This is a genomic window from Sporosarcina ureae DSM 2281 (assembly GCF_000425545.1).
Lineage (GTDB): Bacteria > Bacillota > Bacilli > Bacillales_A > Planococcaceae > Sporosarcina > Sporosarcina ureae.
This window is the reverse complement of the sequence record NZ_AUDQ01000010.1, coordinates 80,757-96,534: the sequence shown is the minus strand read 5'-3', so window position 1 is coordinate 96,534 and position 15,778 is coordinate 80,757. Positions and strand designations below refer to the sequence as shown.

The window sequence follows — 15,778 nt, the reverse complement described above, 5'->3', positions numbered from 1 at the left end:
TGGATAGTATCTTGGTTTTACACACACTGATATTTGAAATAGTAGAAGTTCAAAAGATGTATAAAAACTGTTTAGTTGGAAGTGACGGGCAATGCTGAAATCAAAACTGCAAAAGAAAATATTGTTAATGGTTACTTCACTTATTTTATTTTTAATGACTCTTATGCTAATCGTTTTTGTCATCACAGACTATTTGAACTTACTTGATCGTAGTCATACAGTAGGCTTACAAACTGCAAAGATGCTTTCTTATATGGACACAGTTAAAGATGGTCTTGAGGAGAAAGGGGATGTGGAAAAGGCCGGCGATTTGGAAGCGGTAATTGAACGTTATTCCAATCAAGTGGATGCTACTTTTATTGTAGTTCAAGACAAAGCGGGGCATATTCTCGCTTCACCGGATGATAGTCAAATAGGCAAAGTGATACCATTTGAAGATGGCTATAAAGCGATTGTGTTTGGAGCGAATTATTCTATGCTGTCTAGCGAAATTATCGGTCCATCAGTCAGCAGTAAAGCACCAATTTATAATGAAGAAGAAAATCAAATTATTGGTGTCGTAACAGTAGGGTATCTAATCTCAGATTTACGGGAAAATGTGCATAATCGTGTAGAAAAACTGATCTATATATCATTGCTGATCCTTGCCCTCGGAATATACATCAGTTTTCGATTGGCGAAATCCATTAGGAAAGATACATTTGGGCTGGAGCCAGAACAAATAGCAAACTTTTATATGGAAAGAAGAGCGATATTGGCATCAATCGATGAAGGAATTATTGCAGTAAATCAATCAGGTAAGATTACACTGATTAATACTGCGGCCCGTTCTATTTTAGGCATTCGTACGAATCGTAAGGGAGATGACATAGAAACAATATTTCCTAACTTGCCTTCTGTCGCAGAATTAAATGGGTCGGTCACTCAATCCTTTGAAATGGTCTATTCTGCAAAGAGACTGGTTGTCAGTGGGATGCCGCTTCAACTAGAAGGAGTACAAAAAGGCGCACTAATTACTTTCCGTGATACGACAGAGATGGTGGAAGTTGTGAACACGCTCTATGAAGTTAGGAAGTATTCGGATGACTTGAGAGCACAGACGCATGAATTTACAAATAAACTCTATTTAATTTCAGGCTTATTGCAACTCGGCAAATATGAGGAAGCAGTTCGTACGATTCAAACCGAAATCAATGTTAGTGATAACACCAATCAATTTATCCTCGAAAACATTAAAGACGCACATGTACAAGCTATTCTGTTTGGAAAATTGGGGAAGGCATCTGAAATGAAAGTCGGATTTGAAATTGATGACAATAGCAGTTTGGGATCGTTACCAAAATGGTTGGGAACGGGTGCATTGACTGTAATTCTAGGGAATTTGATTGATAATGCGCTGGAAGTAACCGCAAACCATTCGGAAGGACATGTTTCATTTTTTGCTTTAGATTTTGGAGAAGATGTTATTTTTGAATTGTCAGATAACGGACATGGTATTCAGACAGACCAAATTGATACGTTATTCCAAAAAGGTTACTCTACAAAATCGAAGACAGGAAGAGGTTTTGGCTTAGCGAATGTTCAGCAAGCTGTACGTTCGCTGGGTGGAACAATTCAAGTGTCCAGTACAGAAGAAGGCACAATCATTTCTGTCTATATTCCAAAACATGCAGAACATGAGGAGCGTGAAGTGAAATGATTCGTGTGGGAATTGTAGAAGATGATTTTCGTATTGCCTCCATACATCAGCAGTTTTTAGAAAGTGTAGATGGCGTGAAAGTAGTCTGGCAAGCGTTACGTGCAAAAGACACATGGGAAATGCTCGAAAAACAGCCGGTGGATTTGCTGTTGGTGGATGTTTACATGCCTGACCAATCAGGTATTGATTTGGTACGGGAGTTGAAAGTAGACTTCCCTTCATTGGATTTCATCATTATTACAGCAGCTACAGATCGTGAATTGGTTGCACAAAGTTTGTCGGCAGGTGCATTTCACTATTTAGTAAAACCTGTAGAATTAACCAAGTTACAAGAAGTCATTGAGCGCTATCAACAGCGACGGTTATTTCTTCAGGAAAGCCTTTACGCAGATCAAGAAGAGATTGATAAACTCTTCGTGCATGCCGCGGCAGTAAAAGAAGATGAAACAAATCTTCCTAAGGGTATTCATCCTTTAACTTTGCAGAAAGTAATAGATATCGTCAATTCTTTGACCGAAGGAACGACAGCAGAAGAAGTAGGTGAAAGACTAGGTGCTTCACGTACGACGGCTCGAAGGTATTTAGAATATCTAATTGCAGAGGGGAAGATGAGGGCAGAGCTCGAATATGGAATTGTCGGCAGGCCAGAACGGAAATACTTTGGATTATAGGTATATAAATTGAGTAATAGAGTATTTACTAAATAAGCACTCTTTAGCATCCTTTCATAGGATGCTTTTCTTGTGAACATAATGAACGAAAAGTTGTTAAAGTCTTTTGAATTGTTAAAATTGTAAACGATTACAATTCAGAATTATTAAAGTACACTACATATAGATGATAAATCAGAAAGAAAAGGGGAGAACAGTATGAAAAAAATAGTAGGCGTAGCAGCACTTTCATTTGCACTTATTCTAGGCGCTTGTTCATCGGATAATGCAGGTGAAAAAGACGATTCAGATTTCCCAAAGAAGAATCTTGAGTTCATTGCACCAGCAACACCAGGAGGCGGTTGGGATGCTACAGCCCGTGCCATACAAAAGATTTTGAAAGAAGAAGATATTGTAGATCAGAGTATGACTGTCATCAACAAACCGGGTGGTAACGGTGAAGTAGGTTGGCAATATCTTTCTAAGAAAGATGCACATACAATGGCGATTGACTCTAGTCTATTGATTACAAATAACTTGCTTGGACAAAGTGATCTCACATATGAGGAGTTCACGCCACTTGCTACATTAACAACAGAGTGGATTTCGGTAGCAGTCAAAAACGGTTCACCTTATGAAACAGCAACGGACTTAATGGAGCAGCTAAAAAAAGATCCTGCTTCCATAAAGATCGGTATTGCGCCTGGCCTTGGAAACAACGATCACTTGTCTTTCGTAAAAGCAGCTAAAACTTTCGGAGTCGATGTTACAAAATTAAACTTCCTCGTATATGAGAGCGGCGGCGACGTTATGACCAGTTTACTTGGCGGTCACGTAGACGTAGCAACGATGGCAGTGTCCGAATCCTCAGAACAGCACCTTGCAGGAAAATTTAAGATTGTTGCAATTTCTGCTGACGAGCGCCTTGAAGAATTGCCTGACGTACCGACATGGAAAGAAGAAGGCGTAGATATGGTCTTTCCTCACTGGCGCGGTATTCTCGGACCACCGGATATGACTGAAGATGAGATCGCATATTGGAATGAAGCGTTCGGGGAAATGGTTGAGACGGACTCTTGGAAAGAATTGCTAGAGAACAATGGTTGGGAAGATTTCTATCAAGACAGTACTGAAACAACTGAGTTCTTGAAAGAGCAAAAAGAAATGTATACAGAACTGATTGACGAGTCTGGTTTACAGAAGTAAGTACACATAAAAAGATTGAGTCCCGCTCAAGCGGGCTCGCTTTTTTAATTTATCAACTAGAAGGAGGAACACTGTATGGTTCGTTACATAACCCCAATACTGGCAACGGTCGTTGGTATCATTATGCTAATCAGTGCAATCAACTTACCTAAATCAAATCTCGGAAACCCGAACGGTCCGATGTATTTCCCGCTTTTAATCGCTAGTATTTTAATTATTTCAGGTATTGTCTATTTCTATCAAGAATTCAAGGCGCGAGGTAATGACTTTGCTGATTTTCGTGCCTTGCGAATCGGCAAGTCACCATTATATTTGCTTGTATCTCTCATTTTGATGCTAATTTATACAGTATTGTTTGAACGGATTGGTTTCTTGTATTCAACTATCCTGTTCCTTGCTGGATTATTGTTCTTATTGAATGGACGCAAGAAGTGGATGTCCAACATTATTATTGCGGTCGTATTTTCGTTTGTAACTTGGTATGCATTTGGAACACTATTGCAGGTTAGTTTACCTTAAAGGAGGAACCGATATGGGAATAGATGTACAAGCCATCTTAGATGGATTTTTGACTACAATTCAACCAATGAATTTATTTTGGATCGCACTCGGCGGGTTCCTCGGAACAGTTGTAGGAATGCTGCCTGGTCTTGGACCTGCAACCGCAATTGCTTTGCTGATTCCAATTACATTTGGAATGGAGCCTACTAGTGCACTGATTTTAATGGCTGCTATTTACTATGGTGCGATGTATGGAGGTTCAAGAAGTTCGATCTTACTGAATACACCGGGTGACGGATCGGCAATTGCTGCTACGTTTGACGGCTATCCGATGGCACAGAAAGGTCAAGCAGGCCAAGCGCTTGCAATATCTGCTATTGCTTCGTTAATCGGTGGATTAATCGCGGTTGTCGGTTTTATTGTACTGGCTAAGCCGCTCGCCAGTTTTGCTTTGCGATTCGGCCCTGCTGAGTACTTCTTATTGATGGTTTTCACACTATCAGCAATTGTTGCATTGGCAAAAGGGCAGATGGTCAAAGGATTCATTTCGATGTGTATTGGATTAATGATCAGTACAGTAGGAATTGATTTGCAGACGGGAGTTTACCGTTTTACAATGGGCAATGTTCATCTGAGTGAAGGCATTGATTTCCTTGTCGTCATTATCGGTATTTATGCGGTAGGGGAAGTATTATACAACTTCTTATCCATCAATAAACCGGTTGGAGAGAAAAAATCTGTCGGCAAAATTTGGATTACAAAAGAACAGTGGAAGCGTTCGAAGTGGCCAATTATTCGTAATGGTCCTATTGGTTTCCTAATCGGTGTACTTCCTGGGGCAGGCGGTGCAATTGCATCGATGCTAAGTTATTCCTTAGAGAAACAAGTTTCTAAGCACCCAGAAGAATTCGGAGAAGGTGCGATTGAAGGATTGGCAGCACCAGAGTCTTCTAACAACGCAGCGGCTGTCGGAGCATTTATTCCGATGCTCGCTATGGGTATTCCAGGATCAGGAACAACTGCCGTGATCCTTGGTGCAATTGTCATGCTCGGTTTAAAGCCTGGCCCACTATTGTTTGAGAATAACCCCGATATGGTATGGACGTTCATCAATAGTATGTTTATCGGTAACTTGTTCCTAGTTATCTTGAATATTGCACTTGTCGGAATCCTTGTAAAGATTTTAGACACACCGCCTCGCGTATTATATCCTGTTATTATGATGCTGGCGTTTATCGGTACCTATACACTTGGATACAGCACAGTAGACTTCTTGATTTTGATCATCTTCGGTTTCGTTGGTCTGTTCATGAAGATGCTGAACTTCCCGGTAGCTCCATTGATTCTGGCAGTAATTGTCGGGTCAGATATGGAACAAAACTTCCGAATGAGTTTGATCTCGTATCCGAACGCTATTGGTATTCTTACGGCATCACCAATTACTATTGCACTTGTTATTATGACAATTGTTTCGCTCGGATTACCTTTCTTGTCTTCTTGGTTAAAGAAGCGTAAAGCGCAAAAAAATAATAGCGAAGCAATGTAAGTGATTGTATGACAGCGATGACAAAACAGAAAAAACTATTATTCTCTTTTAGTGTGTTGCTATATATCATGACGTTGTCTCCTCTAGTGGAGACAACAGAAGTATTACGTGCCATCGCATGCCTCATCATTATCCAAGTTCTTTGGATTGGTGGGGTCTTTCCTTTAGCATTCAGCTCCTTGTTGCTGATGTTATTGCTCTCAGTGCACTTCTTTACGTATGAAGAAACATTGAGTTATTTTGCTTCAGAGATTGTCTGGTTGCTATTTTCGACGTTCATTTTAGCAGGTGCATTCATCGAATCGGGACTCGCTAGCCGTTTGTCATTGAAACTACTTTCCTTATCGAAAGGCTCGAGCCGTTTGCTAGTGTTTTTCTCATTCATCCTAATGTTCATCTTATCTCTATTCATTCCGTCCAATGTAGGAAAAGCGAGTCTAGTATCATCAGTACTAGATAGCATCGTCAAGCATTTACAGACGATGGGTACCGTGGAAAGGTTAGCAAAGTCTTTATTTGTCGGCTTAACGCTCATTGTACCGATATCAGGGGCGATAGTGGCAACGGGTGCTAGCTCGACGCTATATGCTTATGGGTTGCTGGGCGATATGACGGAAGGGCTAGATTACGTGAGCTGGATTTTATATATGGGACCTCCTATCACCGTGTTTTTGTTGTTATTATTTCTGCTCTTTCTTTTAGTATTCCCACCTGAACAGATTGACGGTGCAGAACTTGAAAGAGTAATTGGTGATAAAATACATGCGCTCGGGCATATGTCACGTAACGAATGGAAAGTTCTTGCGGTTCTTGGATTGACCGTAATATTGTGGATGACGGGAAGTCTACATGGCTTTTCGGTCTCGCTAGTTGCACTGTTTGGTGCGACATTGACAATACTTCCGGTTACGGGGATCTGGCAATGGGAGACGGCAAAGAAAAAGATTGGCTGGGATTTATTACTGTTCTTTGCAGCAACGTTGATGTTATCGAGCATGTTGATTAAGACCGGTGCAGTGAAATGGTTTGCTTCCCAGCTGATCAATTTGCTATCGATGGATTCGTATTTCTTGGTGGTTTTATCACTGTTGTTAGTTACGGCTTTACTACGACTGTTTTTTGTCAATGTACTTGGCTTTTTAACAATCATGCTACCTGTAACGTTAGCAATAGGTGAAGCATTCCCCACGCATGACCCACTGTACTTATCAATGGGCGTGTTCTTAATGGGAATCCCAGGCTTTGTTTTGATAACGCAATCACCCATACATTTAATTAGTTATGAATATGGTTATTTCACGAAGCGTGATTTACTGCGATTGGGATCAGGTGCATTTGTCATTTGGCTGCTCGTCGTACTCGCTTCAATTTATGGATATTGGATGGTATTTTATTCTTAAAAGAAAAGGGGAATTACGGATGACTTGGTTAGTTCAAGAACAGAAAACACAGAAAGAACTAGCAGGAGATTTTTCGGCTGCTATTCGTAAAACAGAAATTTTGAAAATCATGGGTGCGCATGATGGGATGGCAGCCTTGACTGCAAAAAAAGTAGGCTTTGAAGCACTGTATTTATCCGGTGCGGCATTTACTGCAAGCCGAGGTTTACCTGATCTTGGGATTTTGCATTCGCAGGAAGTGGCGGAACGTGCGAGAGAATTAGTGCGTGCAACAAATTTACCTATTTTAGTAGATATCGATACTGGGTTCGGCGGTGTGCTGAATGTTGCGCGAACAGCTAAAGAAATGGTCGAAGCAAATGTAGCGGCCGTACAAATTGAGGACCAAGATTTGCCGAAAAAGTGTGGGCATCTAAATGGCAAGAAGTTAATTCCTGCCGATGAGATGGCAGCGAAGATTCGTGCAATCAAAGAAGTAGCTCCTTCATTAGTGGTGGTGGCAAGAACGGATGCACTGTCTGTTGAAGGACTCGATGCAGCTATTGAACGGATGGAGTTATATGTTAAAGCAGGAGCAGATGCGTTATTCCCTGAAGCGTTGACAACAAAAGAAGAATTCGAGAAAGTGGGAGCTGCATTTGATGTGCCGCTGCTGGCTAATATGACAGAGTTTGGACGGACGGAATACTATACAGCGGAAGAATTTCAGAATTTTGGTTTTTCAATGGTTATTTATCCTGTTACTTCTTTACGTGCAGCTGCGAAAGCATTTGAAACAGTATTTCAGGAAATCTTTGATAAAGGGACGCAAGTGGATGTGCTCGATCAAATGCAGACACGTCGTGAATTATACGAAAAGATAGAGTTGGAAAAATATGAGTCATTAGATGGGAAAATCGCCAAAACAATCATTCCTGAGTGAAGGAGGAACTAGCCATGAAACAAAATGCTGTGCCGTGTACAGTCTATCGCGGCGGTACGAGTAGAGGTGTGTTCTTTAAGGAAAGTGATCTACCGAAATCGAAGAGTGCGCAAGAACAAATATTCATGTCTGCAATGGATGCGTATAATCCGTCACAAGTAAACGGTCTTGGGAGCGGTACCTCTCATACGAGCAAAGTAATTGTTATTCATGAAACTGACAGTGAACAAGCGTGTCTTGCGTACACATTCTACCAAGTAGGAATTGGAGAGGCTATTGTAGATTCAGCAGGAACGTGTGGGAATTTAATGGCAGCGGTTGGAGCTTATGCGATAGATGAAGGATTGGCGAAAGTTCCTTCAGCTGACGGAATGTGTGATGTGACCGTGCTGAATCATAATATCAACCGTTTGGTGCGGATTGAAGTTCCAATAGTAGACGGAGCAGCTCAAGTGGATGGAGATTATTTAATGGCCGGAATTGTGCATACGGGTGCAAAAATCAGCGTCTCGATTTTGTCTCCGGGCGGTGGTAAAACTGGCACTACATTTCCTGCTGAAATGCGTTCAGAGTTAGTGGCGGATGAACAAAAATTTTCGGTGACTATTAGTGATATTGTTAATCCGTTTATTTTTGTAAACGCACAAGATTTTGGATTGGATGGTTCAGAGTCGAACGATATACTCAGTCAAAACCAACACTTGCTCACGCAGCTTGAAACATTACGTGTCCAAGGTGCCGTTTCTGCAGGCATGGCTGAAACTATCGAGGCGGCCAAGGAAGTACCTTCGATACCGAAGATCGCACTAGTTGCACCGCCACGCGATTATTTTACTACGTCAGGTGTTGAGGTCAAAGCAGAGGAAATTGACATCATAGCTAGAATGATTTCCATGGGGAAATTTCATCGGACGTTTGCCGGTAGTGGTCTATACAACTTAGCCTCCACATTATTGATAGATGGCACGATTCCGAATGATTGTTACACGTCGAGCGAGCAGAAGCAGCTCCAAAACATACGAATAGGTCATCCCGATGGTATAGCAGAAGTGACTGTCGAATTAACGGAAGATGGCAAAGATGTCGCTGCAGTTGGCTTAGATCGTACAGCCAGAAGAATACTAGAGGGACAATGTTATGTACCAAGTTGGCTGTAATTTTAACTGACTCATATTAGAAGACGAAGGGGGACTACGGTATGAAAAAGCACTGCGAATGGCATCGTGATACACTGCGCGAAGAGTTAACGATTGATGGGCAGCAATACAGCTATGTTTCATTGAAGAAGTTGGAAAGGTTTGGCTTTGATACAATAGATAGCTTGCCTTATACAATTAGGTTGCTACTAGAATCTGCAGTTCGTCATGCTGACGGACTATACATAACAGATGAACATATCGCTGTACTGGCAAATTGGTCAGGTGGGACTGAGGGCCAGGAAGTACCTTTTAAACCAGCACGTATTGTTTTTCAGGATTTCACAGGGATTCCGGCTATTGTGGATCTGGCTTCTATGCGGGATGCGGTAGCAGCACGTGGTGGCAATCCTCTAGTAGTCAATCCTCAAATTCCTGTTGATTTGGTAATCGACCATTCGGTTATTATCGAACACTCAGGTGATCAGGCGGCGTTTGAACAAAATCTGTCCATTGAATATGAACGAAATGCAGAACGATATTCGTTTGTGCGTTGGGCACAGAAAAGCTTTGAAAACTTCCATGTCGTACCGCCGGCAAACGGTATTGTCCATCAGGTGAATTTGGAGTACTTAGCTACAGGTGTTAGAACGGAAACATACAATGATAGAAGTTGGTTGTACCCGGATTCTTTAGTTGGCACGGATTCGCATACACCGATGATTAATGGAGTTGGAATAGTAGGTTGGGGTGTAGGTGGAATCGAAGCGGAGTCTGCCATGCTAGGACAGCCATTATACTTTACAATTCCAGATGTAGTAGGAGTGGAGCTGACGGGTTCATTAGCTGATGGTGTAACGGCGACTGACCTTGCGTTAACGGTTACGAATACCTTAAGAAAAAAAGGGGTCGTTGGGAAGTTTGTGGAGTTTTACGGTGAAGGTCTACGTCAGATACCTGTAACTGATCGTGCAACAATAGCTAATATGGCGCCTGAATATGGCGCTACAATGAGCTTCTTTCCGACTGATGAGCGAACAATGGAATATTTTCATCAAACAGGACGTGAGGATGTTGTTCCTTTAGTGGAAGGATACCTACGTGCTCAAGGCTTATTTATGGATGATGCATCTATAACTCCACGGTTTTCAGAAACAGTGGAGCTAGATTTGGCTACTATCATACCGACGGTCAGTGGACCGAAAAGGCCCCAAGATACAGTGGCACTAATTGATATGAAGCAGTCGTTTGAAACTGTTTTGATGAAATCTGTTACTGACGGTGGATACGGCAAGCAACGTGTGAAAACTGCGAAGGGTATACAGGACGGGTCTATTGTGCTGGCTTCTATTACAAGTTGCACTAATACATCCAATCCATCAGTCATGATGGCAGCAGGCTTATTAGCTGCACGTGCCGTGGAGATGGGCTTACACGTACCTTCGTATGTCAAAACGACATTGACACCTGGCTCTCGAGTCGTCACACGTTATTTAGAGAAGGCAGAATTACTAACATCGCTAGAGCAACTTGGGTTTTACGTAGATGGCTATGGGTGCGCTACATGCTGTGGCAATAGCGGCTCTCTGATGCCAGAAGCGGAAGAAGCTATAGCAGAACATGATTTGGTAGCGGCGTCAATTTTAAGTGGGAACCGGAATTTTGAAGGGCGTGTACATCCACTGATCCGTGCAAACTATTTAGCTTCACCTCCACTAGTTGTTGCCTATGCACTGGCAGGGCGTATCGATATCGACTTTGATAGCGAACCAATCGGCATAGGAACAGAAGGACAACCAGTTTATTTAGCGGACGTATGGCCTTCTACGGAAATAGTGCAAGAAGTGATTGCGGAAACTGTCGACGCTTCACTGTTCCGTGAAGAATACGCAGGTATTTATTCAAATGAAACTTGGGAATCCATACCGGCAACGGAAGGTTTGCTATATAACTGGGATCAAGACTCAACGTATATTCAACGTGCGCCTTATTTTGATAAGGTTCATAACGTATCCATCACAAAAAACACCGAGAAGATGATTCCACTGCTGATGCTGGGTGATTCTATTACAACGGATCACATATCACCGGCAGGGCAAATTCCGATGAATAGTGAGGCGGGAAGATTTTTATCAGAACAGGGAATCAGTCCGCGTTCTTACAATAACTATGGTGCCCGCAGAGGAAATCATCATGTGATGATGCGCGGTACGTTTGCGAATATACGTCTTCGCAACCAACTTATCCCCGGTGTAGAAGGTGGCTATACAATACACAGGGGTACAGGAGAACAAGTTACAGTATTTGAAGCGGCACAGCGATACGAAGAAGAACAGCGTAATTTAATTGTATTGGCAGGGAAAGAGTACGGAACGGGAAGTTCGCGGGACTGGGCGGCAAAGGGTACTTCGCTGCTTGGTGTGAAAGTGGTGCTTGCTGAAAGCTTTGAGCGCATTCACCGTAGTAATCTATCGGGCATGGGAGTGCTGCCTCTTCAATTTGTAGAAGGAGAATCTGTGTCTGTGCTCGGCTTGGATGGAACAGAAACATATACGCTGGATGTGGAAGATCGTGCATTCGTTCCTGGGCAGCGCTGCAAAATGACAGCAGTCCGGCTGAACGGTGAAGCCATTCAATTTACTGTATTACTTAGAATCGATAACATGATGGAAAAAGATGCATATATGCAAGGTGGCTTATTACCTGCAGTAGCTGAAAGCATGATGGATGTATAAAAATTCTGAAACATAGTAATTGATCACGCTACCCATTGAGTAAACAAGCTACTAAAAAGCATTGACACAACTATTTTTATACTATAAAATCAATGTCAACGCTACTTAGATAACGGTTTACTTAAAGGGGATTAGAGAAATGATGGACTCGAGAAATAAATTGAAAATGATGATTGTAACTGCGTTATTTGCAGCCATTATTGGTATTATGGCACAGCTGACAATTCCACTACCACTCGTTCCAATTACAGGACAAACACTTGCAGTCGGTTTAGCAGCGACGATTTTAGGTTCACGTTATGGAACGATCTCTGTACTAGTATATTTAGCGATGGGAGCGGTTGGTATGCCGGTATTCTCAGGCATGTCGTCGGGGTTAGGTGTGATCTTTGGACCTACTGGCGGATTTCTGATTGGCTTTATCCCAACGGCATTCATTACGGGTTATTATATGGAGCGCACAAGTTTCAAACTACCCAATGCGATCATCGCCAATATACTTGGAATGTTCGTTGCGTTAGCGTTTGGTACAGTCTGGCTAAAGTTTATCGCGGAACTTTCATGGACAGCCGCGATCATGGCAGGCTTTGTTCCATTTTTAATTGGTGGCTTCATCAAAGCGTTTCTTGCAGCATGGGCTGGTATTATGGTTCGAGGCAGATTGCTCACTAACCGTTTATTGCTAGCATAATCTAATTTTTGAACCTGAAAAACGTTAATTCATATACTATGAGTTAACGTTTTTTTAGTTGATATATAAGCCCTTTTGTATCTCATATCAAATGCATAAGAAAAGCAGTTGGATTACTGAATATTATAGCGTACTGATATATATACTAACAATAGTAAGTATTCAAGTTAATGAGGGGCTGTTAGTATGAAAAATGCTGTAGCTATCGATGGCTCTGAACATCCTTTTCGTGCAGCGAAATATGCGCTAATACTTTTAGAAAATGCACAAGACGCAGAGCTTGATGTGATTTCCGTAACCGACTATAACAGAGTGGAAGTTGAACAACTCCTGTTACAAAACTTTAACAGTCTATCCTGGTAACAAGATCGAATTGTGAGACCTGTAGTGGAATTGGCGGAAAGAGCCGGAGTCAAAACGACTATCACGCTGTTACGAGGGAATCCGGGTTAAGGAATTATTAATTATTTACATACGGGAAATGTTGCACTATTAGTGCTTGGTAGTGTAATGGAGAAAGCAAATTGTCCAGTAACAATCGTCAAATAAAGAAAGTCGTCATATAGACTTGTATAGTAGACTTTTTGACGACTTTTAATGTAGATAGGAATTTTTGTTTTTTAAGAAGCAGATAGTTGGATTTTTGTTAAGTAATTGGTAGAATGGTTTTGGATTGTTAGAACAGATATTTAGTACTGGACTACATGATCCGTGAAGAGGGAAAAGAACATGAGAATGGATTGTTATGTCGGTGACAGAAGCTGAAAGAAGATCTCAATTGAAAAATTGAAGAAAGTAGTTGTAGGAGGTTTTATCATGAAGATTGCTGTGGCGGTAGATGGCTCAGATAATGCATTGCGGGCAACAGATTATGCGATTATGTTAATGGAACAATTTTCTGAAGCGAAACTAGAATTGATCCATGTCATCGACTTCAATAAAGAAGATGAGCGATTATTAAAACAAAGTCCTAATAGTCTTGATAAGTATCAAAAGAAGAAGTTGCAATCTGCGTTGAAGTTAGTAAAAGATAAGGGAATAGTAGCGGAAGTCACAGTACTTCAAGGAAATCCGCACCAGCAAATCATTAAGCATGTAAACAATAATGAAATTGATCACCTCATCCTTAGTAGTCGAGGCTTGCGATTACTTAAAAATTTAGTAATGGGTAGTGTCAGTCAAAAAGTAATCAAACATGTTAACACCTCTGTCACGATAATTAAATAAATAATATAAAGCAAAACTGCCAAAGCATATCCTACAGATATGCTTTGGCAGTTTTTTTAGAGTCTTTTAGTATCTGCGTATACTGGTTCTGAGCTATGCACTTTCATATCGGTAATTGAAGAATTTCCTTCCCACTTATCTAGTATCACTGCATTGGCTGTATTACCAAATACGTTCAACAATGTGCGGAAGCCATCAGTCAAACGATCAACTCCAGCTACAAGCGCAATACCCGCAAGAGGTAAATTGGCGGCGGCAAGTACGGTAGACATCATAATGATACCTGCCCCTGGAACACCTGCTGTACTAAATGACACGACAAGTGCACTGACAATGATTGCCAGGATTTGTGCGCCACTAAGTTGGATGTTAAATAGCTGAGCAACGAATAATGCATTGAATGTCTGTAAAATACAAGCGCCGTCACGCTTCAAGGCAGTTCCTAAGGGTATTGCAAAGCCTGCAATCTCTTCCCTCATTTTAAATTCTTTTTTGCTGTTTTCAATAGCAACCGGTAATGCTGCATTAGAGCTCGCGGTACCGAATGCGATGCCGAATGTCGGCTGGAAGCTCTTCCAGAAGTGCTTTGGAGAGACGTGTAGGAAGCTTAGAATAATGAAGTAAGCAATTGCCATCAGTGTCAAAGCTAAGATTAGTCCTAAGATATAAACAAATAATTTCTGTACAATATCAAAACCTTGTGTGGCAATGACGGAACTGATTAAGGCGAAAACACCTATTGGCGATAACTTCAGAACAAGCATCGTAATCTTTTCTACGATAGCGTGTACGCTCTCTACGAATAAAAGAAATGGTTTTGCGTGACTGCCAGCCATACGAATTCCGAAGACAACAATAATTGCTGTGAAGATAATCTGTAACAAATTCCCTGTTGCAAATGCTTCGAATGGATTGGTAGGAACTATCGAAATCAACCATTCAAGAATACCTTGTCCTTCCTTTGCCTCTCCGGCTGCCACTTCAACTAAACCATCTACCATGTTCCCCGGTTTCAATACTGAAGCGGTGATGTAGCCAATGACAAGAGCAAGAATGCTTGTGCTGATGTAAAGGAATAATAGCTTTCCTGTTAACCGTCCAACTTTTTCAGAGTTGTCTATACTAGAGAAACCCACAATTAATGATGTGAATACAATGGGTACTACTACGAACTGGATTAAGTTCAGAAAAACTTTACCGATCGGGGAAAGTACGTATTCATTCAATTGTGCTACTGCTTGTGGGAGAAAGATATTTAGAATAATTCCGAAAATAATGCCGGACACGAGACCGACAGTGATTTTTGTTGAAAGTTTCATAGAGAACAACTCCTTTAATTCTTATTGTTATAGTAGGTTTAATATAATGAAATATATATGATTTGTCAATACTAAAAATTCCGACTATTAAAAATGTATACAGTTGCTAAATCTGTTGAGTGTGTCTCTATAAGACGGAATGGGTCTTGTGATTAATCAAAACGATTACCCTAATTTTGGGCAATGACATACGCATCTAGTACTAAATAGAACATGATACCCCTGTAAGTATTAAAGGGGGCAAGATGAAAGAGCAATCTATGAAAGCCATACACGCGTAACACCTTTGCAACACTATATTTGGTTGCCGTTAAGCATTCTATTGCTTTTGACAACAGCGATCTATGGAGCTTATCAATTTGTAAAACACGGTTTTCAATGTAGATTCTATTATTATTCGCTATCATCGTTCTCGCTATTATTCCAGGAATGCTCGTACGTATTTATGCGCTGTCTCTGCAAGATCGATTAATCGTCATGGAAGAGCAGCTTCGTTACTTTATGTTGACCGGTAACCGTTTAGCTACAAGTTTGACGAAGCCACAATTGATTGCATTATGATTTGCTTCAGATGAGGAGTACGTGGAGCTTGCGGATCGGGCAGTGATTGAAGAGCTCTCACCTGATGACATAAAGAAATCCCTAAAATCATGGAGAGCTGATCATTAGCGTGTGTAATGAAAAAAGAGAGCACAGGATCTAAACTAGATCTGTACACTCTTTTAATGTGGTTACATTTTTTATAT

13 protein-coding genes and 1 pseudogene are annotated in these 15,778 nt (G+C 41.2%); 13 read left to right on the top strand and 1 reads right to left on the bottom strand.

What is annotated here, in order from left to right; genetic code table 11:
• Positions 1 to 91: 91 nt before the first annotated feature.
• The 12 genes from H605_RS0110980 (at position 92) to H605_RS0110925 (ending at position 13,713) form a co-directional block, all read left to right on the top strand.
• A complete protein-coding gene (locus tag H605_RS0110980; RefSeq protein ID WP_029054254.1) occupies positions 92 to 1,699 on the top strand; it encodes an ATP-binding protein in 1,608 nt (535 codons plus the stop codon).
• The gene (locus H605_RS0110975; protein ID WP_029054253.1) at positions 1,696 to 2,370 is read left to right on the top strand and encodes a response regulator; all 675 of its coding nucleotides are present in this window, start codon (positions 1,696 to 1,698) and stop codon (positions 2,368 to 2,370) included. The genes H605_RS0110980 and H605_RS0110975 overlap by 4 nt, the downstream gene beginning before the upstream one ends.
• A gap of 198 nt (positions 2,371 to 2,568) precedes the next feature.
• A complete protein-coding gene (locus H605_RS0110970) occupies positions 2,569 to 3,555 on the top strand; it encodes a tripartite tricarboxylate transporter substrate binding protein (RefSeq protein WP_029054252.1) in 987 nt (328 codons plus the stop codon).
• Between the two features lie 75 nt (positions 3,556 to 3,630).
• Positions 3,631 to 4,074 (top strand): tripartite tricarboxylate transporter TctB family protein, encoded by a 444-nt coding sequence (locus H605_RS0110965; RefSeq protein WP_029054251.1) that lies wholly within the window; start codon positions 3,631 to 3,633, stop codon positions 4,072 to 4,074.
• Between the two features lie 13 nt (positions 4,075 to 4,087).
• On the top strand, positions 4,088 to 5,602 hold the full coding sequence (locus H605_RS0110960; protein ID WP_029054250.1) for a tripartite tricarboxylate transporter permease: 1,515 nt from the start codon (positions 4,088 to 4,090) through the stop codon (positions 5,600 to 5,602).
• Between the two features lie 17 nt (positions 5,603 to 5,619).
• Entirely contained in the window at positions 5,620 to 7,002 is a 1,383-nt protein-coding gene (locus H605_RS0110955; protein ID WP_029054249.1) for an SLC13 family permease, read from the top strand.
• Positions 7,003 to 7,021: 19 nt separating this feature from the next.
• A complete protein-coding gene (gene prpB, locus H605_RS0110950) occupies positions 7,022 to 7,924 on the top strand; it encodes a methylisocitrate lyase (RefSeq protein WP_029054248.1) in 903 nt (300 codons plus the stop codon).
• A 14-nt stretch (positions 7,925 to 7,938) separates the two neighbouring features.
• On the top strand, positions 7,939 to 9,081 hold the full coding sequence (locus H605_RS0110945; RefSeq protein ID WP_029054247.1) for a PrpF domain-containing protein: 1,143 nt from the start codon (positions 7,939 to 7,941) through the stop codon (positions 9,079 to 9,081).
• Positions 9,082 to 9,122: 41 nt separating this feature from the next.
• Positions 9,123 to 11,795 (top strand): aconitate hydratase AcnA, encoded by a 2,673-nt coding sequence (gene acnA / locus H605_RS0110940; RefSeq protein WP_029054246.1) that lies wholly within the window; start codon positions 9,123 to 9,125, stop codon positions 11,793 to 11,795.
• 139 nt (positions 11,796 to 11,934) lie between these two features.
• A complete protein-coding gene (locus tag H605_RS0110935) occupies positions 11,935 to 12,486 on the top strand; it encodes a biotin transporter BioY (protein ID WP_029054245.1) in 552 nt (183 codons plus the stop codon).
• A gap of 186 nt (positions 12,487 to 12,672) precedes the next feature.
• Positions 12,673 to 12,849: an adenine nucleotide alpha hydrolase family protein gene (locus H605_RS18965; RefSeq protein WP_155979521.1), complete on the top strand. Its 177-nt coding sequence runs from the start codon at positions 12,673 to 12,675 to the stop codon at positions 12,847 to 12,849.
• 453 nt (positions 12,850 to 13,302) lie between these two features.
• On the top strand, positions 13,303 to 13,713 hold the full coding sequence (locus tag H605_RS0110925) for a universal stress protein (RefSeq protein WP_029054244.1): 411 nt from the start codon (positions 13,303 to 13,305) through the stop codon (positions 13,711 to 13,713).
• A 56-nt stretch (positions 13,714 to 13,769) separates the two neighbouring features.
• Here H605_RS0110925 and H605_RS17775 read toward each other — a convergent pair whose 3' ends face one another.
• Entirely contained in the window at positions 13,770 to 15,032 is a 1,263-nt protein-coding gene (locus H605_RS17775; RefSeq protein ID WP_051210559.1) for a dicarboxylate/amino acid:cation symporter, read from the bottom strand.
• A gap of 429 nt (positions 15,033 to 15,461) precedes the next feature.
• Here H605_RS17775 and H605_RS19455 point away from each other — a divergent pair.
• A pseudogene (locus tag H605_RS19455) lies at positions 15,462 to 15,701 on the top strand (DUF6526 family protein).
• Positions 15,702 to 15,778 lie beyond the last annotated feature (77 nt).